The organism is Coprococcus sp. AM100_B19A, assembly GCF_027662015.1.
Classification (GTDB): domain Bacteria; phylum Bacillota; class Clostridia; order Lachnospirales; family Lachnospiraceae; genus Allocoprococcus; species Allocoprococcus comes.
Genome location: NZ_JAQDKN010000001.1, coordinates 249,300 through 271,694, shown reverse-complemented (window position 1 = coordinate 271,694; position 22,395 = coordinate 249,300). Strand labels below are relative to the sequence as shown.

Genomic DNA, 22,395 nt, shown 5'->3' with positions numbered 1-22,395 from the left:
GGAGGTTTCAAATGAAAAAAATAGCAATATTAGGTTCAACAGGTTCGATCGGAACCCAGACACTTGAGGTGATCCGTGAGAACAAAGATATCGAAGTGACAGGGCTTGCGGCAGGGACAAATGTGGATCTTCTGGAAAAACAGATCCGGGAATTCCAGCCAAAACTTGTGGCAATGTGGACAGAAGAGAAGGCAAAGGAACTGAAAAGCCGGATCCGGGATCTGGATGTAAAGGTTGTTTCCGGAATGGATGGACTTCTGGAGATTGCCACGATGGAGGAAAGTGAGATCCTTGTAACGGCGATCGTGGGTATGATCGGCATCCGTCCGACAATTGCAGCGATCAAAGCCGGAAAGGATATTGCCCTTGCAAATAAAGAGACACTGGTTACGGCAGGGCATATCATTATGCCGCTTGCAAAGGAATGTGGTGTGAAGATCCTTCCGGTGGACAGTGAACACAGTGCCATTTTCCAGTCTCTGCAGGGAAGCCATGGAAAGAATGAACTGAAGAAGATCCTGCTTACGGCATCCGGTGGTCCGTTCCGTGGAAAGAAGCAGGAGGATCTTCTGAATATCCGTGTGGAAGATGCTTTAAAGCATCCGAACTGGGCGATGGGACGTAAGATTACGATCGATTCTTCGACCATGGTCAATAAAGGACTGGAAGTGATGGAAGCCAGATGGCTTTTTAATGTGGATATTGATGATGTGCAGGTGGTTGTACAGCCGCAGAGTGTGATCCATTCTATGGTAGAGTATGTGGACGGAGCCGTGATCGCACAGCTTGGTACTCCGGATATGAAGCTGCCGATCCAGTATGCACTTTATTATCCGGAAAGAAGATTTCTTCCGGGAGAACGTGTGGATTTCTGGAGTATCGGACACCTTGATTTTGAAAAGCCGGATATGGATACCTTCTACGGGCTTGCACTTGCTTACGAGGCAGGGCGATGCGGTGGAACACTTCCAACGGTATTTAACGCAGCAAATGAACTTGCAGTCAGCCAGTTCCTGAACCGGGAGATTAAATATCTGGAAATTACAGAGATTATCGAAGACTGCATGAAAGCACATAAGACAATTGCGAATCCGACTGTGGAACAGATTCTGGACACAGAGCAGGAAACGTATGACAGAATCAGAAGCAGGAGGTAGCAAATGGGAATCGTACTGGCGATTTTACTTTTTGGATTCATCGTTTTTTTTCATGAACTGGGACATTTTCTTCTGGCGAGGATTAATGGAATCAATGTGTATGAATTCTGGATCGGAATGGGGCCGACACTGGCACACAAAAAGATCGGAAATACAGACTACTGTCTGAAAATACTGCCGATCGGCGGTGCGTGTGTGATGGGGGAAGATGAGAAAGAGGATCTATCAGAGGGAAGCTTCAACAGCAAATCGCCGTGGCGCAGGATCTCGGTCATTGCCGCAGGTCCGGTATTTAACTTTATTCTTGCCTTTATTGGTGCATTCATTATTATCTGCTTTGTCGGTGTAGACAAACCGGTCATAGGAACGGTAAATGCAGGAACGCCTGCAGCTGAGGCAGGGCTTCAGGCAGGGGATGAGATTGTAAAGATCAATGATAAGAACATCCATATTTTCAAGGATATTTCTACTTACAATCAGTTTCATCAGGGACAGACGATGAAGATTGTATACAAAAGAAATGGCGAAAAGAATACGGTTTCCGTTACCCCGGAGAAGAATGACAGTGGATATTATCTGATTGGAATTACGAGCAGCAATTATGTTAAGACCAATGTATTTGAGACTGCCGCATACAGTGCGTATAATGTTAAATACTGGATCAATCTGACGATTGACAGTTTGAAACAGCTTGTGACAGGACGGATCGGAGTGGATCAGTTATCTGGACCGGTGGGCGTTGTGAGCGCGGTGGATACCACGTATAAGGAAAGCAAATCTGGTGGAGCACTGTTGATTTTCCTGAATCTTCTGCAGATGACGATCCTGCTTTCTGCGAACCTTGGAGTGATGAATTTACTTCCGCTTCCGGCATTGGATGGAGGCCGTCTAGTATTTCTGATCGTGGAAGTGATCCGCGGAAAGCGGGTGCCTCCGGAAAAAGAAGGGTATGTACATCTGGCAGGAATGGCACTTCTTCTTTGCCTGATGGTATTTGTGATGTATAATGATATCCGGAGAATCTTCTTTTAGTGATATTGGAAAATTTTACGAAGCACTTCGATTGGCTGCAATTGAGGTGCTTTGTGTTAGGTGCATCAGTGGATGCATATTTTGATGGAAATTATTTTACAGAAAGAAGGATGGAAAGATATGCGTGAGCAGCTTACAGAAAGTGATGTAAAGAAAATTGAAGAGGAAATCCAGCATCGCAAGCATGTGATCCGTAAGGAAGCCATTGAAGCGGTCAAGGAAGCGCGTGCGCAGGGAGACTTAAGTGAGAACTTTGAATACCATGCAGCAAAAAAATATAAGAACCAGAATGAAAGCCGGATCCGGTATCTGGAAAGAATGCTGAAAAATGCGGAGATTGTATCCGATACTTCCGAAGAAGGTGTTGCCGGAATCAATAACCGTGTGACCGTATATTTTCCGGAGGATGACGAGGAAGAAACCTATAAGCTGGTTACTTCGATTCGTGGGAATTCAATTCATAATTATATCAGTACCGAATCTCCGATCGGAAAGGCAATCTTCGGGCATAAAGCAGGAGAGACTGTGAAGGTGAAGGTTAGCGATGATTATTCGTATGAGCTTGTGATACGGAAGATTGAAGATACGACGGATGATGAGGAGGATAAGATCCGGGCGTTTTAGTTTGAAGGTGGGAGCAGAGTATGTGAGCAAGGGAGCAGAAATTTCCCAAAAGCAATGTCAATGAGAAGAATAAAAACGGATCATGAGATTCCAGGCTCCATACAAAATCCCAGCCCCTGATATAGTCGCAAGGATATAGACCAGAATTGCAGAATTATTTCCGTAGAGTTCACCGATTTTCACAAAGAAAATCTGTTCCATCCGGTAATCTGGATTAATGTAGAAAAGATTAATTTCACCAAAGGGATCCAGAATGTGGTTCAGATATTCTGCGATGAGAGCAAACAGAATATAGAGCAAAGTGATGCGGGAAAAAGAAGGCAGCAGACGGCGTGAAGAAGCGTCAGTCGGCTGTCTTTTAATATTTTTTGAACAGGAAAGAGGAGTCATTGGTACAGATTTCTGTACCAGAAATATACCGGACAGGATTCCTGTGACAATTAGTAAAATATGCCAGAGATAGGAGTGAACTGTCAGGATCAGAAGCGGATAATGCATTCCACTGGTATCGAAAAAAACGGCAATTCCACCGAGAAGATTATAGGTGGAAAGGAAGCCGAGGATGGTATTTCTGGCAGGTTCTGTGTGAAAAAATGGGTAGAGAACCAGCAGATACATCGGGAGGCTGCAGAGCTGGAATGGGAAGTACCACAGGTTGTAGTGCCCATTATTCATGACGAAGGTCAGGAGTAATTGTTTCAGGATTTCGCTGGTAAGCAGAAAAATGCCGATGAAGAATAAAACTTTTTCTATACAGTGTAGTGAAAATTTTTTTATCATATGGGCTCCTCAAAATTTTGTTTTATAGGTGTAGTATACGCTGCAATAAAGTTTGTTACAAGATTTTATGGGGAATTTGACCAGTTATTCATAGAAAAGTCCTGAAAAAATATAGAAAAATACCATGATAAAACATAGTTAGAATTGACTGACCTATAGGCGTGGAGATATAATTAAAAATAATGATGCAGACGGAGTGGAAGATTCCTATCTGAATGCTGAATGGAGATAATTTTATACAAGAGACTTTGACGGCAAGGTAGATCCGAGCGGGAAACAGTTGGTGATATACGAAGATGTATAGTGGGACTCGTCTACCGTTTTGGGAGGCGGGTTTTTTGTGTATACGATAAATTGCCTGCTTGGTTATAGAAAGGAAAAAGGATTATGTTAAAGGTTGCAATTTATGGAAAGGGCGGTATTGGAAAGTCTACGATTACGTCCAACCTGGCGGCAGCATTTGCGGCGATGGGAAAGAAAGTAATCCAGATTGGATGTGATCCGAAGGCAGATTCTACGATCAATCTGCTTGGCGGCGAGCCGCTCAGACCAGTGATGAATTATATGAGAGAAGAGGATGAAGAACCGGAGGAGCTTTCAGATATTGCAAAAGAAGGCTATGGTGGTGTGCTCTGCATTGAAACAGGTGGACCGACACCGGGACTTGGATGCGCGGGGCGCGGGATTATTGCCACATTCCAGCTGTTAGAAGATTTGCAGTTATTTGAAACATATAAGCCGGATGTTGTACTTTATGACGTTCTTGGTGACGTGGTATGCGGTGGCTTTGCAGCACCGATCCGGGAAGGGTACGCCGAAAAGGTTCTGATCGTAACTTCCGGAGAAAAGATGGCACTTTATGCAGCAAATAATATTTCAAGTGCGGTGAGGAATTTTGAGGACAGAAGCTATGCCAGAGTTTTCGGTATTGTACTGAACCACAGGAATGTGGAAAATGAGACGGAAAAAGTACAGGCATTTTCCGAAAAAAGCGGGATCCCGATCGTCGGGGAAATCCCGAGAAGTGATGAGATCATCCGCTATGAGGATCAGGGAATGACGGTGATCGAAGGGGACAAAGATTCCGCGATCAGTAAGAGATTTTTTGATCTGGCAGAGTTATTACTGAAGAGTGAGGAATAGAAGGTATGGCAAAAGAAGCATATTATTGTACCGTAAAAGAATTAAATAAACTGGGAAGAGATGCGATTCCGGCACAGCTCCGGTCGAATACACACCTGATCTACAGCTCACCGGCAACGCTTGCATTTAACTCACCGGGAGCAGAAGGATTCGGAGTAAAAAGAGCGGGACTTGCTGTGCCGGATTCGATCATGCTGATCGTGGCACCGGGCTGCTGTGGACGAAATACTTCGCTTATCAGTTCCATGAGGGAATATGATAACCGTTTTTTCTATCTGATGATGGACGAGACCGATATCGTAACGGGACGTCATTTGAAAAAGATTCCGAAGGCAGTAGAAGAAATCTGCAATTGCTGTGAAAAGAGACCGTCCGTTGTGATGATCTGTATTACCTGTGTAGATGCTCTTCTTGGGACGGACATGGAGCGTGTGTGCAGAAAAGCGGAGGAAAGAGCCGGACTTCCGGTTCGACCATGCTACATGTACGCGCTGACAAGAGAAGGAAGAAAGCCGCCGATGGTGCATGTACGTCAGTCTTTATATTCCCTTCTGGAGCCAAAGAAGAAAAAAGGAAATGTGGTGAACCTGCTTGGATTTTTCTCGCCGCTGATCGATGAGTGTGAGCTGTATGATCTTTTGCACAGCGCAGGAGTTAAGACCATCCATGAAATCTCCAGATGCAAGGACTATGAGGAATATCAGACCATGTCTGAGGCAAATTTTAATCTGGTACTTCACCCGGAAGCCAGATTTGCGGCAGAGGATTTTCATAACCGTCTGCAGATTCCGTTTATTGAACTCAGGAGACTCTACCAGACAGACAAGATCGCCAGCCAGTATCAGGCATTTGGGAAAGTGCTTGGGGTGACATTTTCTGATGAAGTTTATCGTGAAAAAGCGGAAGAAACCGTGGCGAAATTCAAAGAGAAACGGCCGGATGCAAGCTTTGCGATCGGGGAATGCATGAACGGAGATCCATTTGAAATGGCACTTGCGATGATCAAATATGGATTTAAGGTGCCGGAAATCTATGGAACACTGACAGCAGAGAACTTTATTTACCTGAACCAGTTATCCCAGCTCAGCCCGGAGACGAAGGTATTTTCCAATATGGAACCGACCATGCTGTACTACGATCCGGAAAAGAGCGGCGTGAATATGACCATTGGAAAGGATGCGGGATACTATCATCCGGATCAGCCGAATGTGATCTGGAATCAGGACAGACAGCCTTATGGTTATGCAGGTGTGACACGGTTGTTTGAAACCCTTTTGGAGGTGTAGTATGAGAGGACTTAGAAAATATCTGACACCATTTGCACCGGATCAGTCGGGCGCAGTGTCTGTGTTATATGAACTTGGCGGAATCATCGTCATCTGCGACGCGGGAGGATGCACAGGAAATGTCTGCGGTTTTGATGAGCCGAGATGGTTTGAACGGAAAAGTGCAGTATTCAGCGCAGGACTTCGTGATATGGATGCAATCCTTGGAAGAGATGACCGTCTGGTCGCAAAGCTGGTCGATGCAGCTGATAAGATTGATGCGAATTTTGCGGCGATTGTCGGCACTCCGGTTCCGGCTGTGATCGGAACGGATTACCAGGCACTGAAAAGAATGTGTGAAAAAAAGACCGACCTTCCGATTCTTGCCATTGATACCGACGGAATGGAGCTTTACGATAAAGGGGAAGAAAAAGCGTATCTTGCATTATTTACTGCATTTGCAAAGGAAAAATATGAGGTATGCAAAGAAAAAGTCGGTATCCTTGGAATGACGCCACAGGATGTAAGCGATCTGAAAGCAGCAGATAAAGTAAGAGAGGAACTGAAAAAAGAAGGAAAAGAAGCCATTTGCTATGGAATGGGCGATGGGCTTGAGGCAGTAGAAAGGGCATCGGAAGTTGGCAAAAATATTGTTGTATCTGCGGCAGCACTGGAAGTAGCCAAATATTTGGAAAAGACCTTTGGTACGCCGTATGAGATCGGTTATCCGGCAGCAGATGAGTTGGTTCCGAATCTGGACTATCAGGGAAAGAAGATCCTTGTGGTACACCAGCAGGTGATGGCGGAAGCAATCCGGCAGGAAATTCTTAAAAGAGAGAATTCGGCAGAGGTGCAGACAGCAACCTGGTTTATGAGGAAAAAAGAGCTTGCCTGTCCGCAGGATGTGTCGTTGCGTGAGGAAGATGATTATATCGATCTTGTGAAAAATGGTGGATTTGATATCATTTTCGCAGATGCATGTATGGAAAAAATGGTTCCGGATTTTCAGGGAATCTTCGTAAATACAAGACATTTTGCAGTGTCAGGGAGACTGTGTGAATAGATGAAAAATGAAGTGACAAAACAGATCCGCGTCTATGGGATCGTGCAAGGCGTAGGATTTCGTCCGACTGTGAGCAGGCATGCGGCTACGCATCAGATCCGGGGCAGCGTGTCCAATAAAGGTCCGTATGTGGAAATCTTTGCGCAGGGACCGGAAGAGGCAGTGGATGGATTTATCTCGGATATTGAGAATAAGCCGCCGAAGCGGGCAGCAATTTTGAAAATGAATATTGAGCCGGTAGCAGAAGCAGAAGACTTTCCGGAGTTTGCGATCATTGAAAGTGAAAAGACGAAAGGTGAGATTTTTGTCTCACCGGATATTGCAATTTGTGATGAATGCAAGGAAGAAATGTTTGATCCGAAGAACCGTAGATATCTGCATCCATTTATCAACTGTACCTGCTGTGGACCAAGACTTACGATCCTGGATGCCCTTCCGTATGACCGGGAGCGCACCAGCATGAAAGAATTTCCGATGTGTCCGGATTGCGCAAAAGAATATTATGATCCGGCAACCCGGAGATACGATGCACAGCCAGTCTGTTGTAACGAGTGTGGTCCGGAGGTCTACCTGATCGGCAGAGAAGAACGCGGAAGAGACGCAATCATTTACACCAGACGGACCATTGCAGAAGGCGGAATTGTGGCGATTAAGGGGATTGGAGGTTTCCACCTGTGCTGCGATGCGACTAATGAAGAGGCGGTGAAGCGCCTCAGAGAACTGAAAAAACGTCCGGCGAAACCATTTGCAGTTATGGCAAAAGATCTGGAATCTGTGAAAAGAGAATGCCTGGTCAGTGAAGAACAGGAAAAAATTCTGACCGGACATCAAAAACCAATCCTGCTTCTGGACAAAAAAGAAGATGGTGAAGAAACACTTTGCGAAAGTATTGCGCCTGGTAATCCAAAGGTTGGAGTAATGTTGCCGTATGCACCGGTACAGCTTCTGCTCTTTACCTATGATGATGGAATCCGGATGCCGTCTTTTTTGGTTATGACCAGTGGAAATACATCCGGTGCACCGATCTGCAGGGAGGACAAAGAAGCGATTCAGGAGCTTTCCCGTCTGTGCGACTGTATGCTTTCCCACAACCGGAAAATCCGGATCCGTGCCGATGATTCAGTGATGGATTTTTATAAAAATGAGCCATATATGATCCGCAGATCCAGAGGCTATGCGCCACTTCCGACCATGGTTCAGATGTCGTGGAAAGGGCAGGTACTTGCCACTGGAGGAGAACTGAAAAATACATTCTGTATCGGTGTGGACGGCAGATTTTACCCATCCCCTTATGTGGGAGATCTGGAAGATCTGCGCACCGTGGAAGCTTTAAAAGAAACAATCGGTAGAATGGAAACACTTCTGGAGATAGAACCAAAGGTTGTGGCATGCGATCTGCATCCGAAATACAATGCGACAGTTGTTGCGGAAGAACTTGGACTCCCGGTTCTGAAGATACAGCACCATTTTGCACATATTCTGTCCTGTATGGCAGAAAATGACTGCGAAGATCCGGTGATCGGCGTTTCCTTTGACGGAACCGGCTATGGAACGGATGGGACCATCTGGGGTGGAGAAATTCTTCGTTGTGATTACAATGGATTTGAAAGACTTGGCAGCATTAAGCCATTCTGGCAGGTAGGTGGAGATCTTTCTGCAAAAGAAGGCTGGCGAATTGCCGGTTCTCTTCTCTATGAAGAATTGCAGGATAAAGAAAAAACGGTCGAATGGATGAAGAAACTGGAGCTTTGCACCGAACCGGAGGCAAAAGTACTGGTGACAATGACCGGACGACACCTGAATGCTGTTCGATCTACCAGTGCCGGCCGTCTCTTTGATGGAGTCAGTGCTATCCTCGGAATCCGGAAAAAATCCACTTTCGAGGGAGAAGCATCTACGGCATTAGAGTTCGCAGCAGAAGCTTACGAAAAAACAATGCAGCATCCATACGAACCCCTCATGCTTAAGCCATTTACAGAAACGGCAGAAGACCGCCTGATTCTAAATACCGGCGAATTAGTCAAAAACCTCGCAAAAAAACGTCTCGCTGGGGAAGGCACCGGACAACTTGCATACGAGTTCCACCAGGAACTTGCAAGACAGATCATATCCGCAGCCCTTACAGCAAGTCATCAGACCGGAATCCGGAAAGTTGCTCTAAGCGGCGGAGTTTTCCAGAACCGCTTACTACTACGGCTGGTAGAAGAAGGTCTGGTTAAGCAAGGTCTCATCACCCTGCACCATCACCTCATTCCACCAAATGACGGAGGATTGTCACTTGGTCAGGCAGCCTACGCAATGGCATATTTACAGAAGCATGAGATAAAATAAAACCAGACTTTATGGATTTAGAAAATTAAAATCAGACATAAAAAATTTTAAACAAAGTTAATCTAAAGCTATTAGAACTTACAAATAAAAGAGGAAAAGGAGGAATTACCCACATGTGTGTTGGATTATCAGCAAAAGTTGTAAAAATCAGTAACGGAACCGCCGTCGTTGACGCAGGCGGTGCAAAAAGAGAGGTTTCATCCAAGCTCCTGGAGAATCTGGAACCAGGTGATTACGTCATGGTCCACGCCGGAGTTGCGATCGCAAAGATCACCGATGAAGATGAAAGCGAGACCGATCAGCTTATGGAGGAACTGCTGTAATGGAAAAACAAAAGAAACGAACAGCCAGAGAGATCATAGAAAATTATGACGAACCGGCAGTGCGGATCATGGAAGTATGCGGAACCCATACCCATGAAATTTTCCGTCTGGGGATCCGAAAACTTTTGCCAAAGCAGGTAGAACTGATCTCAGGACCGGGATGCCCGGTCTGCGTAACACCGGTCAGCTTTATTGATGAAGCAATTTATCTGGCGTTGGAGAAGCAGGTGACGATCTGCACATTTGGTGATCTGGTCCGCGTACCGGGAAGTCAGATGAGCCTTGCCGGAGCAAGAGAAAAAGGAGCAAAGATCCATATCGTTTATTCACCGGCAGATGCGGAAAAATATGCGAAAGATCATCCGGAAGAACAGGTGACATTTTTATCCGTTGGGTTTGAGACAACGACACCTGCAGGATGCCTTTCGGTTAAACAGGCAAAGGAAGATGGAATTTCCAATTATTCTCTTCTGGTTGCCAATAAGACGATGCCGGGAGCCTACGAGGCACTCAAAGGCAGTGCGGATGTATTTTTATATCCGGGACACGTCAATGCAATCACGGGGACCGAACTTTGTGAGGAACTGGTAAAAGAAGGAGTCAGCGGTGTGGTAGCAGGATTTACGGCAAAAGAACTGCTTACAGCACTTGCGGTCGCACTGGTACGCTTCCAGGAAGGAAAGCCGTTCTTCGTAAACTGCTATCCGAGAGTTGTCACCAGAGAAGGAAGCCGTGAGGCACAGAGGCTGGTGAATGAACTGATGGAAGGATGCGACAGCGAGTGGAGAGGTCTTGGAATCATTCCGGGATCCGGTATGCAGCTGAGAGAAGAATGGGAAGCATACGATGCCAGAAAGAAATACAATATGCCAAAGATCGAAGGAAAAGCAAATCCGGCATGCCGCTGCGGAGATGTACTGCAGGGAAAATGCAAACCGTCCGACTGCAAGGTGTTTGGCAAGGTATGTACACCGCAGCACCCGGTAGGAGCCTGCATGGTATCCGGCGAGGGCGCATGCTCGGCTTACTATATGTATGATACCAGGGGATAAAAGTCAGAAGTCTGACGCAAGCTTGCTTGCAGGAAGACTTCTGACCTTTATCCCCGCCAAAACATGAGTAAGTAGCCATTTTGCGAAGAAAAATGAGCGGATTACGAATGTATTGAGGATTGTGAGAGCACGTAAGTGCGGAACAATCCGGTATCAGGGAAACGAAGGAACGGAACACCGGAACAATCCGGTATCATATATACGGAAACGATTAGGAGAGAAGGAAGTTAAAAATGGAAAATAAAATGGACAACCAGACAGTAACTATGGCACACGGAGCCGGCGGAAAGCAGACTTCAGAGCTGATCGATAAAGTATTTGCAGCACATTTTGCCAATCCGGATCTGACTGCGAATGATGCGGCAGTTCTTACACCACCAGTCGGAAAGATGGCAGTATCTACGGATGGATTTATTGTATCTCCGGCATTCTTCCCAGGAGGAAATATCGGAAAGCTTTCCATCTGCGGAACAGTTAATGACCTTGCATGTATGGGAGCAAAACCACTTTATCTGACTTGTGCATTTGTAATTGAAGAAGGATTTCCGATGGAAAAACTGGAAGAGATTGCAGCAGCAATGGAGAAAACGGCAAAAGAAGCCGGTGTCCGTATTGTATCCGGAGATACCAAGGTAGCAGGAAAGGGACAGGTAGACGGTGTATTTATCACAACAACCGGAATGGGACAGATCGAGGACGGCGTAAAAGTCGGAGGAGAACTGGCACAGCCGGGAGACGCGATCATTGTGACCGGAGATGTGGGACGCCATGGTTGTACGATCCTTCTTGCAAGAGAAGACTTCGGAATCGAAGCGGATGTGACCAGTGACTGTGCACCACTATGGCATACTGTGGAAGAAGTGATAAATGCAACACATGATCTGCATGTCATCCGTGATGCGACAAGAGGTGGAGTTGGAACAGTACTTTATGAGATTGCGGGACAGAGTAATGTTGGAATCCGTCTGAATGCTGAAAAAGTTCCGGTTGCACCGGAAGTGAAGGGAGTCTGCGGAATGCTTGGACTGGAGCCACTTTACCTTGCATGTGAAGGAAGAATGGTCATTATGGCACCAAAAACAGAGGCAGAAAAGATTGTAGAAGTACTGCACAAATGTCCGTATTCACAGAATGCGGCAATTATCGGAGAAGTAACTGCAGAGCAGCCGGGGAAAGTAGTCATGACTACAGAAATCGGAACGCAGGCACTTCTTCCACAGCCGGGCGGAGAATTGCTGCCACGTATCTGCTAAACAATCTGAAATGCGGAATCGGTGACATTTCAAAAAAGGAAGGAGACTTTTCATGGACACCAGAGTAGCAGTCATTTCAATTATTGTGGAGAATCCTGCCGCGATTGAGGAACTGAACCATTACCTGCATGAAGCAGGAGAGTATATCATTGGAAGAATGGGAATTCCGTACCGGGAGAAGGGAATTAATATCATCAGCATCGCCATTGATGCACCGCAAGATATGATCAGTGCTTTGTCAGGGAAGATCGGGCGTCTGAATGGGGTATCCACAAAAACGGCGTACTCGAACGTCATTACGAAAGCGGAGGAGAAAGCGGAATGAAAAAGATAGCAGTGTACGGAAAAGGCGGGATCGGAAAATCCACAACTGTATCCAATCTTGCGGTGGCACTTGCCGAAAAAGGATACAAGGTCATGCAGATCGGCTGTGATCCGAAGGCGGATTCGACCATCCAGCTCCGACACGGAAAGGAGATTCCAACCGTACTGGAAATGTTCCAACAGAAGAAACAGAATCTAAAACTGGAAGATATGGTTACGGTTGGCTATGCAGGTGTGGTCTGTGTAGAAGCAGGTGGACCGACACCGGGACTTGGATGTGCAGGACGCGGGATTATCACCGCCCTTGAGAAGCTGGAAGAAACCGGTGCTTATGAGACCTACCAGCCGGATATCGTGTTATACGATGTACTTGGTGATGTAGTCTGCGGTGGCTTTTCCATGCCAATGCGAAAAGGCTATGCGGATCAGGTATTCATCATCACATCTGGTGAAAATATGGCGATCCATGCCGGGGCCAATATTGCAATGGCAGTAGAGAATTTCAGGAACCGGGGATATGCTTCCCTTGGCGGTATTATTTTAAATAAAAGAGAGGTTCCGAGAGAGGAAGAAAAGGTGCGGGAGCTTGCAGAGGATTTTCACACGCAGATCATTGGACGGCTTGATCGGAGCGAACTTGTGATGGAAGCAGAAGAAGCCGGCAAGGTTCTGCTGGAATACGCACCGGATTCGCAGATGGCAGAGGAATACCGGAAGCTGGCAGATCAGATCCTTGCAGTGTGCGGAGAGGAGAGACCATGTTAAAACGGGTAGGACATCCGGTGGATGAAAAAGGCGCGGCAGTAGCCATCAAGGATGCCACATTTCCGGTTCCATTTGCACCGGGGCTTGAATTTAACTCGCCGGTCCACGGCAACTGGAACATCGTACATACCGGAATGCTGATGCCGGAGGCAAGACAGATCTATGTCTGTGCAGATAACTGCATGCGAGGTGTGGTGCTGACAGCGGCGGAAATGAATGCGGCTGACCGGTTTTCCTTTGTGATCGTAAAAGAAGAGAATCTGTTAAATGGAAATCTGGAGGACATCACCATCGAAGGCGTGACGGATGTGCTGAATAAGTTGGAAGAAAAACCGAAAGCAGTTCTTTTATTTACCGTCTGTCTGCATCATTTTCTGGGATGCGATCTGGAACGGGTGTATCAGGAACTGGAAGAGAGGTTCCCAAAGATTACATTTATCCGCTGTTATATGGATCCGATCATGCAGAAGCATGGACCGACACCAGATCAGAAGCTGAGAAAAGCGATTTATGAACCACTTCCAAAGCGAAAAGCAGATGAAAAAGCCGTGAGTTTTCTCGGCAGTGATTTCGTACTGGAAAAAAATGCAGATCTGAAACGAATCGTCCGGGCACATCAGGGAATCTTCCGAGAACTGCCGGGATGTAAAAGCTGGGAAGACTATCTGGCACTTTCCGAAGGGAAACTTTTTATATCTTCTTATCCACCATCTAAGTATGGTGCGGAAGCGCTTTCAGAGCGTCTGAAACGACCATACCTGTATCTGCCGGGCAGCTTTGATTATGAAGAAATCACAGCACAGCTGGAAAATTTTTGCCAGACAATGGGCTATGGAAAGCTGGAGGAAACGATTTCGGTAGAAGAGGAAATTGCTGCCTGTGAAAAGGCACTGGAAAAGGCGCATGAGGTGATCGGAGACACTGCGGTTGCCATTGATTATCTGTACCATCCGCGTCCACTCGGACTTGCAAAGCTTCTGCTTACTCATGGCTTCCGGGTAATACGGATCTATCTGGATTCCATCAGTCCGGAAGAAAAAGCAGAATTTGAGTGGCTGAAGGAGCATGCACCGGATCTGCAGTTGATTGCAACGATCCAGGTGAAAATGCGTGTGCTTCCGAGAACATCGGATGAAAAAATACTGGCGATCGGACAGAAGGCGGCATGGTTTACAGGAAGTCCGTATTTTGTCAATATGGTACAGGGCGGCGGCCTTTACGGATTTGACGGGATCCGCAGGACGGCAGAGCTTATGGTCGAAGCATTTACCGAAGAAAAAGACACGGAAGATCTGGTTGTGCGAAAAGGATGGGGGTGTGAAAGCTGTATATGAGACAATCTTATCGAATCATACCAATTTACACATCGGATGTATCCGGTGTGTGTTCTGCACTTTATGAGCTTGGCGGCATGACAGTCATGCACGACCCGTCCGGATGCAATTCGACCTATAACACTCACGATGAGATCCGCTGGTACGATCAGGACAGTCTGATCTATATTTCCGGTCTGACAGAAATTGATGCGATCATGGGAAATGATGAAAAATTTCTGGATGATATCAAAGAGGCAGCAAGGGAGCTGCATCCGAAATTTATTGCCCTTGCAGGATCCCCAATTCCGTATATGAATGGAACCGATTTTCCGGCACTGGCACAGGTACTGGAAGAAGAAACCGGGATTCCTGCATTTGCAGTACCGACGAACGGAATGCATGATTATGTGTATGGGGCAGGAATTGCATTAGAGGAGATCGCGAAAAGATTTACCGGGGAAAAGACAGGACGGATTCAGACACGCACCGTCAATCTGCTTGGTGTGACACCACTGGACTTTGGACCGGTATCTCATGTAGAGGTGCTGAAAGAGAACCTGAAAGCCTGTGGATGGAAGGTGCTGTCTACCTGGGCAATGGGAGATGAACTGGATGCATTTTTGCAGGCAGGAGAAGCAGAGGTGAATCTGGTGGTATCTTCGGTCGGGCTTCGTGCGGCGAAAGTACTGGAAGAAAAGTTCGGAACCCCGTATGTGGTTGGAACGCCGATTGGCTCTTATACAGAGCGGATTGCGAAAGCACTGGAAGAAAAAGAGCAGATGCCATATCTGAAGAATCGGATGCAGGGTGAAATTGAAGAAATCATGGAGCAGAAGGGAAACAGAAATCCGGCATCGGGAGAAGAAATAAAGAAGCCTGAAGCGGCAGGCAGACAAAAGAAAGTGACTCTGATCGGAGAACCGGTGACCATGGAATCTCTGGCAGCAGGGATCGAACAGAAATATGGCTGTCCGGTGGAAGTTCTCTGCCCGCTGGAAAAAACAGAAGGTCTGCTTTGCAGACAGGACAGATGGATCTGTGGGGAAGAAGAGATGGAAGAAGCATTGAAAGATGCAGAAATCATTGTAGCGGATTCATTGTATCAGCCAATCTGTCCGAAGCATTGTATGTTTTATGAATTGCCGCATATTGCATTTTCCGGAAGAATTTATCTGAAAAGGCTTCCGGTGCTGGGACAACTGATTTAGATGCGGTAAAAATGGATCAAATTCTCACAAAAGAGATTGATCCATTTTTTGTTTCCGTTTTTTCTATAACAGGAAATTGCATTTCCTGTTATTAAAAGGTCTCCGGCAGGTTTCAAAATATTGTCATGATCAATTTTGTGACAGAAAAATTAAATAAAGCATTAAAAACAGTATCTTTTTTGCGAAAGAACTGATATAATTTATAACAAATCATTTAATTATGAGAGGATGTTTGTGGTTTTAGAAATCATATTATGGATAATAAGGTTCTTTTTCGGAGCTGGCATCTTCAGCTTCTTACATATTGTCATCGATAAATTAACATACGGGAAAAGCGCAATATGTGCAAAGAGCAAGAGGATTGCAAGATATTTCTTAGTGGAATTAACAGGTGGAGTATCCATGACCGGTTGTGCGATTGTATATGGTTGCGGGAAAATGGGTGTGATTTCACTAAGAGGCGCAGTTTTTTTTATATATTTGGGAATACTGTTTGTGATTGCCTTGGTTGACTGGCATATACAGATGATTTATGATCGATTTCATATTATGATCTTGATACTTGCGGTTTTGGACTTTATGCTTTATCCGGAGATGGGAATTGCTACAAGACTGACCGGTATGGGAATCATATCAGTGCCGATGCTGGTGCTGGCACTTGCAATTCCAGGGGCTTTCGGAGGCGGAGATATCAAGCTGATGTCGGTAAGCGGATTGCTTATTGGTGGCGCGTCAATGATATGTGCAATGTGTATTGGGATTATAACAGGAGGTGCTTATGTGACACTGATGCTGGTACGAAAGAGGCTGAATAAAACAGATCAGTTTGCGTTTGGACCATTTCTTGTGTTTGGACTTGCAACTGCAATTTTTCTGGGAGATAAGATGGCAGTGTGGTATCTGCAGTTTGGGGCGGTATAGGCAGAAAATGATTTGCGTGTGGAATTGTGCAGATCAAGTATGGACGGATAAGGGCTGGTATGATAGTATAAATGCGGAAAATTTGTATATTTCGAAAAATATATCATAGGAGTAGACAATTATCGTGGGAGCTTTAAATATAAAAAAAGGTACAAAAATGAACCGACCCCCAGAAGTTAGACCCAAAAATCTAACTATTGGAGGTCGGTTTTCTTATGGCAAAATATAACTTTGAGCTTAAGAAAAAAATTGTTCTAGAGCATCTAAGTTTAGGTGTTGGTTCAAAAGCACTAGCAAAAAAATATAATGTTAAAAGTGCTAGACAGATTCGACAATGGATTCATAATTATAATGAGTTTGGTGAGGAAGGCTTAAAAAGAAGTAGACAGAAGGGCGTGTGAAAAAAATAAACTCAAAAATGAGAATCTATGGTATAATAAAAAATTGTTCGGCAGTTATGCTGACGCGATTATATCTGCCGGAATGGCAAAAAATATTATAAGAGAGAATGATTATGAAAAAGATACATACTGCAGTTACTCTTATAATTATCTTCTTTATGGTAGCTGCATTATATATTTGCGGGAGATATGAGAATGCTCCCGACAGAATTTTTACAGGAAAAGTAAGTGCCCCGGAAGGTGAGTGGACGATTGATGCTTCCGACGGTGTTACGAAGGCGGAGATCACAAATCTTAAATTGCAAAGAATTATTAATGGATGTGTAGCATATTGCGTTTTCAGCATTATAGCACTCGTTTTATTTTATTATGGAAATGTAGTGAGCTATTCCTATCTCTGTTGCAATGGGATATGTCTGGACAGATGCAGAGGAAAAGAATCTGCCGGAGCTGATCCATTGTGCTGACGAGAAGATGTATAAAGACAAAAAGAGGATAAAAGAAAATACACCTTCTGCATAAATGATAGGTTGGAAATGATAGAAATGCGCAATATATGATTACGAGGTGACGTATGAAATTACTGGTGACCGGAAATATCGGATATATTACAACAGAATTTATCGAGGAGGCTTTCCCTGAGTGTCAGATCCTTCTTCTTGGAGAGACTGAACAAAAGTCAAATCGCAATAAGAGCTTATCGGTATACCCGATGCCGAAGACGGAGGAAGAATTCAAAGACATTTTCAAGACATATGAATTTGAGGGAGTGATTTATTTTTCTAATTATCTTACATTTCATGGGACGATGGAGGGTGAGATTGAGACTTTACGCAAGCTATTACATTACTATAAGGGGAATCTGAATTCCAGGCTTCTGTATATTACAGGACCGGATAGTTTATATGAAGATACAACAGGAAAGACGCTGATGGTCCGCTCGGCAGAAGAGTTCTGCAGGCAATACGGCGAGCTGCATCAGATCGCTGTCAAGATTCTGCGTGCGCCGTATCTTTATTCCGGTACTTATGAGGAGGATTATTTTTTCAAGCTGTTCTCAACTGTGATCAATAAGAAGCAGATTACATTTGAAGAAGCACCGGCACAGGAGATGCATTTTCTTGCTTTGAGTGATCTTGGGGATTTATTATACAAGATTTTTGATAACTGGGGAGAGGGGAGCGCCTGTCTTCAGGTTCCGCAGGTATTTCATTTTACTTTTCAACAGTTCGGGGAGAGACTGGCACAGATGTTTCCGGCTGCAAACATTACCTATTTGTCAGATGTGCTGATCCGGGATGGGATATCTGATGACCACGTTCTGAGAAATGAATACGGTTGGTTTCCGAAGATTTCTCTTTTGGAGGATCTCACAGAAATTTATGAGGATTATTGTGAGAAAACGAACCATAAGACACGGAAGATCGATGTAGTAAAAACTTTTTTGAAAGTACATGATAAAATCGTGAAAATCGCGGAATTGCTGCTCACATTTTTTGTTTTTGAAGCATTGAACCGGGTGGCGGGAAATCAGGTGCAGTTTCAGATGATCGATCTGAGGCTTGTTTACATCGTGCTGTTCAGCAGTCTGTACGGTATTAATTACGGGCTTGCTGCAGCGGGGCTGGAAACACTTTCATTGCTGGCAGCATATACGAAAACCGGGATCGGCTGGACGACACTTTTCTACGAACCTTCGAACTGGATTCCGTTTATCTTCTATTTTGCAGTCGGCGCGATCTGTGGTTACATCCGACTGAAAAACAGCGATAATATTCAATTCATGAAAGAGGAGAATAAACTGATCCTGGATAAATTTCTGTTTATGAGAGAAATGTATCAGGAGACGCTTTCTGATAAACGGCAGTACAAGAAGCAGATTCTGGGAAGCCGTGACAGCTTTGGTAAGATTTTTGATATTACGAAAAAACTGGATATCATTCTTCCGCAGGAGCTTTTTATTGAAACTCTGCATGTGATGGAATCAGTTCTTGAGAATCATACATTTGCGATTTATTCAGTTGGAAAGAATCAGAGCTATGGACGTCTTGAGATCGCATCCCAGGGAATGACAGATGTGTTGAAAAAATCCATTTGTCTGGATGATTATCTGGAAGCGAAAGAGACGATTGTGTCCGGAAAGGTGTGGGTAAACCGGAATTTCCTGGACGGCTATCCGATGTATATGAACGGGATTCACAAGGATGGAGAGCTCGTGATGCTGATTTTCATTCAGGAAGTGGGAAATGAACAGCTTTCCCTCTATTATCTGAATCTGTTCCAGATTCTCTGCGGTCTGGTAGAAACAGCACTTTTGCGCGCACTGGAATATCAGGAGGCAATCAAGAACAGGCAGTACGTGCAGGGTACACGTATATTGAAGCAGGAGTATTTTGAAGAACGGCTGTATTCCTTCCATTCTATGAGGGAGGAGAATCGGGCATCCTATGTGCTTTTGAAGCTGGAGTATCCGAAGATGACACTGGAAGAGGCAGACACAGCGCTACAGGCTTCGGTCCGTGAAAATGATGTCAGGGGGATTTCTGAAAAAGGAGAGATCTTCCTCATTCTTTCACAGACGGACAGAAGTTCCTTGCCGATCATTCTTGCAAGACTGGAAAATAACGGCTTCGTCTGTCATGAGATCGATACCGTGGAGAATGCAAATACAGGAGAAAAATTATGATTCAGACAGTGCTTGGAGTATTCCTGATCCTGTTACATATTGTCTGCTGTGTGCTGGTCTGGCTGGGGATAAAGACACATCTGCTGAAGGTGAAAAAATATCTGATGGCACTTGTGATCTTCGTCCCTTTCTGGGGAACAGTGTGCGTGCTGCTTTTGCATTTGCAAATGCTGACCAGAAGAGACAATAGGATAGAACCGGGAGTGGAAAAGCTTCGTGTAAATGAAGAGATTTATAAAAATATTTTTCAGGCAGTTTCGGATACGGACAAAAAGATCGTTCCGTTAGAGGAAGCACTTTTGATTAACGAACCGAGAGTGCGCCGTGAACTGATCATGGATGTGTTAAATGATGATCCGGAAGAATATATGGATCTTCTGAAACAGGCCCGCATGAATGAAGATGTAGAGGTTGTCCATTATGCGATCACAGCCATGGTTGAACTTTCCAAGGAATATGATTTTCGTTTGCAGAAGATGGAGAAGCTGTATGCGGAATCACCGGACGATCCGGAGATCCTGGAGCAGTACTGTGATTTTATGGAAGAGTATCTGAATCAGGGGATTCTGGAAGCCCAGATGGAGAGAGAACAGAGGGAACGTTATATCCGTCTTTTAAGACAAAAGCTGAAGGTGAAAACGACGCTTTCCACATGTGTGCGTCTGTTCCAAAATCTGATGAAAACAGGAGATTATGTTCAGGTGGAAGAGATTCTAGGGCTGATGGATCAGAAATGGCATCGGAAAGAGGAGTTCTGGATTTTGAAGATCCGGTATCTGGCAGAACGAAAAAAGGGAGCGGAGTTGCAGCAGTGTTTAAGACAGATGAAAGAGGAGCAGATCTATCTGTCGTCTAAGAGTAAGGAGGTATTGGCTTTTTGGCTGGATTAAAATCATTGAAAACATTTCCGTTTAAAAGTATGCTGGTGATCCTGGGTGTATTTCTGATGATCGCGATCGTCCTTTTTGCTGAACGAAGTGGAATTCAATATACTGAAAAAAACAGAAAAGTCGCATATATCAGTCAGGAAGAAGTGGTTACGGAACAGATGGCTGCGAAATCACTGCCGAAGACCTGTCTGGTACTTCGTAACAGTGAAGATGAGGCGAGTGTGGCTGCATGGGAGCAGTTTCAACAAATTTTTAAAGATATGAAGGTTGGAACAGATGTGGTAGACCTGCAGAGTGCATCCTCTATTCCAGATTATCATGCTTATGAAACGGTTGTTGTATTACTGAGCGATGTAAGTCCGTTGAAAGAGAATCTTATGGAACTGTGTGATTGGGTGTCAGAGGGTGGGAATGTACTTTTTGCCCTGACACTTCAGAAAACAGCGTATTCATCAGTGATTGAGCAGAAGCTTGGAATCATTTCTTCCGGATATGACAATATACTTGTAGACAGTATTTATTTTGAACCGGAATTTATGCTTGGCGGCGGACAGGCTTATGCAATCACGGATCCGTATGACTCTGCCTGGGCAGTGCAGCTGAGTGAGAATGCGAAGGTTTATGCGCATGTCAATGAAAAAAACGGTCAGCCTGTCATTTGGGAGAACCAATATGGAAAAGGGAAGTTTGTAGTAGACAACTTTGGACTGTATGAGAAAGCGGTGCGTGGATTCTATGCGGCTTCCTACAGTCTCCTTACTGATGTGGGGGTTTATCCGGTGATCAATGGATCAGCATTTTATCTGGATGACTTTCCGTCACCGGTTCCGGAGGGAGATGGTACTTATGTGAAGCGGGACTATGGAATGAGCATTAGTGATTTCTATATGGATGTGTGGTGGCCGGATATGCAGGAGCTTGCATCTAATCACAACGTTCGCTATACCGGTGTGATTATTGAAAATTATGAGGATGCGACGGATGGAACGATTAAGAAACAGAAGGATACCAGACGTTTTCAGTATTTTGGAAATATGCTGCTTCATCAAGGTGGAGAACTCGGGTATCATGGATACAATCATCAGCCGTTGAGTCTTTCAAATGTGGATTATGGTGACGTGCTTCCGTATGATACATGGAAAAATGAGGCGGCCATGAAAAAGGCTGTAAAAGAATTGATCCATTTTGGAGAGGATACATTTCCCAGTGTATCAATGTCAGTCTATGTACCGCCGTCCAATGTATTATCAGCAGAAGGAAGGGAGATGCTCGCGAAAGATTTCCCGGAGATCCGGACGATCGCCAGTAATTATTTCACCGGTGAGTTTGCGTATGTGCAGGAATTTGAAGTTGCAAAGGATGGGATTGTAGAACAGCCGCGTATCATCTCCGGTGCAATTATCGATAATTATATGAAGATGGCGGCACTGTCGGAATTAAATATGCATTTTGTGAACAGTCATTTTATTCATCCGGATGATCTTCTGGACGAAGACCGCGGTGCGGCGCTTGGCTGGGAAAAGATGAAGGGCAACCTCGCTGATTATATGGACTGGCTGGTGGATTCGGCACCGTCCTTGAGACAACTCACCGGTTCAGAACTATCCGGTGCGATCCAGCGTTATGGAGCGGTTACATTCACAAAGACAGTGACAGAGCGGTCTATAGAATTGGAGCTTAAAAACTTCTATGATGAAGCATATTTTATGGTGAGGATCAATGAAGGAACACCAGGTGAAGTTTCAGGAGGAAAACTTACACATCTGACAGGAAATCTCTATCTGCTTCAGGCAAAGGAACCAACAGTAACTATTGAGAAATTAGAAGATTGAAATACAAAGCGGTAACACGCGACAGATAA

The 22,395-nt window shown here is 45.0% G+C and carries 21 protein-coding genes; 20 read left to right on the top strand and 1 reads right to left on the bottom strand.

Annotation, left to right across the window (positions count from 1 at the left end; genetic code table 11):
- The first annotated feature begins 11 nt into the window (after positions 1-11).
- The 3 genes from dxr to greA all read left to right on the top strand — a co-directional run bounded on the left by dxr (position 12) and on the right by greA (position 2,813).
- The gene (gene dxr / locus PGQ33_RS01285; protein WP_022220576.1) at positions 12-1,157 is read left to right on the top strand and encodes a 1-deoxy-D-xylulose-5-phosphate reductoisomerase; all 1,146 of its coding nucleotides are present in this window, start codon (positions 12-14) and stop codon (positions 1,155-1,157) included.
- Positions 1,158-1,160: 3 nt separating this feature from the next.
- Complete coding sequence (rseP, locus tag PGQ33_RS01280) at positions 1,161-2,189, top strand: RIP metalloprotease RseP (protein ID WP_055248262.1); 1,029 nt, start codon at positions 1,161-1,163, stop codon at positions 2,187-2,189.
- Positions 2,190-2,309: 120 nt separating this feature from the next.
- Entirely contained in the window at positions 2,310-2,813 is a 504-nt protein-coding gene (greA, locus tag PGQ33_RS01275) for a transcription elongation factor GreA (RefSeq protein WP_008372359.1), read from the top strand.
- Between the two features lie 57 nt (positions 2,814-2,870).
- Here greA and PGQ33_RS01270 read toward each other — a convergent pair whose 3' ends face one another.
- Complete coding sequence (locus PGQ33_RS01270; RefSeq protein ID WP_195488133.1) at positions 2,871-3,593, bottom strand: hypothetical protein; 723 nt, start codon at positions 3,591-3,593, stop codon at positions 2,871-2,873.
- A gap of 387 nt (positions 3,594-3,980) precedes the next feature.
- On the opposite strand from PGQ33_RS01270, the gene PGQ33_RS01265 reads away from it, so the two are divergent.
- The 17 genes from PGQ33_RS01265 to PGQ33_RS01185 all read left to right on the top strand — a co-directional run bounded on the left by PGQ33_RS01265 (position 3,981) and on the right by PGQ33_RS01185 (position 22,366).
- On the top strand, positions 3,981-4,736 hold the full coding sequence (locus tag PGQ33_RS01265) for a nucleotide-binding protein (RefSeq protein ID WP_022220578.1): 756 nt from the start codon (positions 3,981-3,983) through the stop codon (positions 4,734-4,736).
- Positions 4,737-4,741: 5 nt separating this feature from the next.
- Positions 4,742-6,022: a nitrogenase component 1 gene (locus PGQ33_RS01260; RefSeq protein ID WP_008372356.1), complete on the top strand. Its 1,281-nt coding sequence runs from the start codon at positions 4,742-4,744 to the stop codon at positions 6,020-6,022.
- 1 nt (position 6,023) lies between these two features.
- Entirely contained in the window at positions 6,024-7,064 is a 1,041-nt protein-coding gene (locus tag PGQ33_RS01255; RefSeq protein WP_270205095.1) for a nitrogenase component 1, read from the top strand.
- Positions 7,065-9,395: a carbamoyltransferase HypF gene (gene hypF, locus PGQ33_RS01250; protein WP_270205094.1), complete on the top strand. Its 2,331-nt coding sequence runs from the start codon at positions 7,065-7,067 to the stop codon at positions 9,393-9,395.
- A 113-nt stretch (positions 9,396-9,508) separates the two neighbouring features.
- Positions 9,509-9,718 carry a HypC/HybG/HupF family hydrogenase formation chaperone gene (locus tag PGQ33_RS01245; protein WP_022220582.1) on the top strand — a complete coding sequence of 70 codons (210 nt, stop codon included), beginning with the start codon at positions 9,509-9,511 and terminating at the stop codon, positions 9,716-9,718.
- Positions 9,718-10,770 carry a hydrogenase formation protein HypD gene (gene hypD, locus PGQ33_RS01240; protein WP_270205093.1) on the top strand — a complete coding sequence of 351 codons (1,053 nt, stop codon included), beginning with the start codon at positions 9,718-9,720 and terminating at the stop codon, positions 10,768-10,770. Before PGQ33_RS01245 ends, hypD begins: the two co-directional genes overlap by 1 nt.
- Positions 10,771-11,003: 233 nt before the next feature.
- Positions 11,004-12,023 carry a hydrogenase expression/formation protein HypE gene (hypE, locus tag PGQ33_RS01235; RefSeq protein WP_270205092.1) on the top strand — a complete coding sequence of 340 codons (1,020 nt, stop codon included), beginning with the start codon at positions 11,004-11,006 and terminating at the stop codon, positions 12,021-12,023.
- A 52-nt stretch (positions 12,024-12,075) separates the two neighbouring features.
- Entirely contained in the window at positions 12,076-12,348 is a 273-nt protein-coding gene (locus PGQ33_RS01230) for a TM1266 family iron-only hydrogenase system putative regulator (protein ID WP_008372338.1), read from the top strand.
- Positions 12,345-13,112 (top strand): nucleotide-binding protein, encoded by a 768-nt coding sequence (locus PGQ33_RS01225; RefSeq protein WP_055248272.1) that lies wholly within the window; start codon positions 12,345-12,347, stop codon positions 13,110-13,112. Before PGQ33_RS01230 ends, PGQ33_RS01225 begins: the two co-directional genes overlap by 4 nt.
- Positions 13,106-14,446 (top strand): nitrogenase component 1, encoded by a 1,341-nt coding sequence (locus PGQ33_RS01220; RefSeq protein ID WP_195502011.1) that lies wholly within the window; start codon positions 13,106-13,108, stop codon positions 14,444-14,446. The genes PGQ33_RS01225 and PGQ33_RS01220 overlap by 7 nt, the downstream gene beginning before the upstream one ends.
- A complete protein-coding gene (locus PGQ33_RS01215; RefSeq protein WP_195502010.1) occupies positions 14,443-15,636 on the top strand; it encodes a nitrogenase component 1 in 1,194 nt (397 codons plus the stop codon). Before PGQ33_RS01220 ends, PGQ33_RS01215 begins: the two co-directional genes overlap by 4 nt.
- A gap of 378 nt (positions 15,637-16,014) precedes the next feature.
- Positions 16,015-16,557 (top strand): prepilin peptidase, encoded by a 543-nt coding sequence (locus PGQ33_RS01210; RefSeq protein ID WP_270205091.1) that lies wholly within the window; start codon positions 16,015-16,017, stop codon positions 16,555-16,557.
- A 215-nt stretch (positions 16,558-16,772) separates the two neighbouring features.
- A complete protein-coding gene (locus PGQ33_RS01205) occupies positions 16,773-16,958 on the top strand; it encodes a helix-turn-helix domain-containing protein (protein WP_195502008.1) in 186 nt (61 codons plus the stop codon).
- 113 nt (positions 16,959-17,071) lie between these two features.
- A complete protein-coding gene (locus PGQ33_RS01200; RefSeq protein WP_195502007.1) occupies positions 17,072-17,425 on the top strand; it encodes a hypothetical protein in 354 nt (117 codons plus the stop codon).
- Between the two features lie 107 nt (positions 17,426-17,532).
- Entirely contained in the window at positions 17,533-19,644 is a 2,112-nt protein-coding gene (locus tag PGQ33_RS01195) for an NAD(P)-dependent oxidoreductase (protein ID WP_270205090.1), read from the top strand.
- Positions 19,641-20,534 carry a hypothetical protein gene (locus PGQ33_RS01190; RefSeq protein ID WP_270205089.1) on the top strand — a complete coding sequence of 298 codons (894 nt, stop codon included), beginning with the start codon at positions 19,641-19,643 and terminating at the stop codon, positions 20,532-20,534. Before PGQ33_RS01195 ends, PGQ33_RS01190 begins: the two co-directional genes overlap by 4 nt.
- Positions 20,522-22,366: a DUF2194 domain-containing protein gene (locus PGQ33_RS01185; protein WP_270205088.1), complete on the top strand. Its 1,845-nt coding sequence runs from the start codon at positions 20,522-20,524 to the stop codon at positions 22,364-22,366. Before PGQ33_RS01190 ends, PGQ33_RS01185 begins: the two co-directional genes overlap by 13 nt.
- Positions 22,367-22,395: the final 29 nt, after the last annotated feature.

What these genes read in the sequence shown, in the direction of transcription:
- PGQ33_RS01190 (WP_270205089.1), top strand. Translation starts at nt 19,641, where the DNA reads ATGATTCAGACAGTGCTTGGAGTATTCCTGATCCTGTTACATATTGTC.
- PGQ33_RS01265 (WP_022220578.1), top strand. Translation starts at nt 3,981, where the DNA reads ATGTTAAAGGTTGCAATTTATGGAAAGGGCGGTATTGGAAAGTCTACG.
- PGQ33_RS01245 (WP_022220582.1), top strand. Translation starts at nt 9,509, where the DNA reads ATGTGTGTTGGATTATCAGCAAAAGTTGTAAAAATCAGTAACGGAACC.
- hypD (WP_270205093.1), top strand. Translation starts at nt 9,718, where the DNA reads ATGGAAAAACAAAAGAAACGAACAGCCAGAGAGATCATAGAAAATTAT.
- hypE (WP_270205092.1), top strand. Translation starts at nt 11,004, where the DNA reads ATGGAAAATAAAATGGACAACCAGACAGTAACTATGGCACACGGAGCC.
- PGQ33_RS01260 (WP_008372356.1), top strand. Translation starts at nt 4,742, where the DNA reads ATGGCAAAAGAAGCATATTATTGTACCGTAAAAGAATTAAATAAACTG.
- PGQ33_RS01225 (WP_055248272.1), top strand. Translation starts at nt 12,345, where the DNA reads ATGAAAAAGATAGCAGTGTACGGAAAAGGCGGGATCGGAAAATCCACA.
- PGQ33_RS01255 (WP_270205095.1), top strand. Translation starts at nt 6,024, where the DNA reads ATGAGAGGACTTAGAAAATATCTGACACCATTTGCACCGGATCAGTCG.
- rseP (WP_055248262.1), top strand. Translation starts at nt 1,161, where the DNA reads ATGGGAATCGTACTGGCGATTTTACTTTTTGGATTCATCGTTTTTTTT.
- PGQ33_RS01215 (WP_195502010.1), top strand. Translation starts at nt 14,443, where the DNA reads ATGAGACAATCTTATCGAATCATACCAATTTACACATCGGATGTATCC.
- PGQ33_RS01195 (WP_270205090.1), top strand. Translation starts at nt 17,533, where the DNA reads ATGAAATTACTGGTGACCGGAAATATCGGATATATTACAACAGAATTT.
- PGQ33_RS01205 (WP_195502008.1), top strand. Translation starts at nt 16,773, where the DNA reads ATGGCAAAATATAACTTTGAGCTTAAGAAAAAAATTGTTCTAGAGCAT.
- greA (WP_008372359.1), top strand. Translation starts at nt 2,310, where the DNA reads ATGCGTGAGCAGCTTACAGAAAGTGATGTAAAGAAAATTGAAGAGGAA.
- dxr (WP_022220576.1), top strand. Translation starts at nt 12, where the DNA reads ATGAAAAAAATAGCAATATTAGGTTCAACAGGTTCGATCGGAACCCAG.
- hypF (WP_270205094.1), top strand. Translation starts at nt 7,065, where the DNA reads ATGAAAAATGAAGTGACAAAACAGATCCGCGTCTATGGGATCGTGCAA.
- PGQ33_RS01230 (WP_008372338.1), top strand. Translation starts at nt 12,076, where the DNA reads ATGGACACCAGAGTAGCAGTCATTTCAATTATTGTGGAGAATCCTGCC.
- PGQ33_RS01270 (WP_195488133.1), bottom strand. Translation starts at nt 3,593, where the DNA reads ATGATAAAAAAATTTTCACTACACTGTATAGAAAAAGTTTTATTCTTC.
- PGQ33_RS01200 (WP_195502007.1), top strand. Translation starts at nt 17,072, where the DNA reads ATGAAAAAGATACATACTGCAGTTACTCTTATAATTATCTTCTTTATG.
- PGQ33_RS01220 (WP_195502011.1), top strand. Translation starts at nt 13,106, where the DNA reads ATGTTAAAACGGGTAGGACATCCGGTGGATGAAAAAGGCGCGGCAGTA.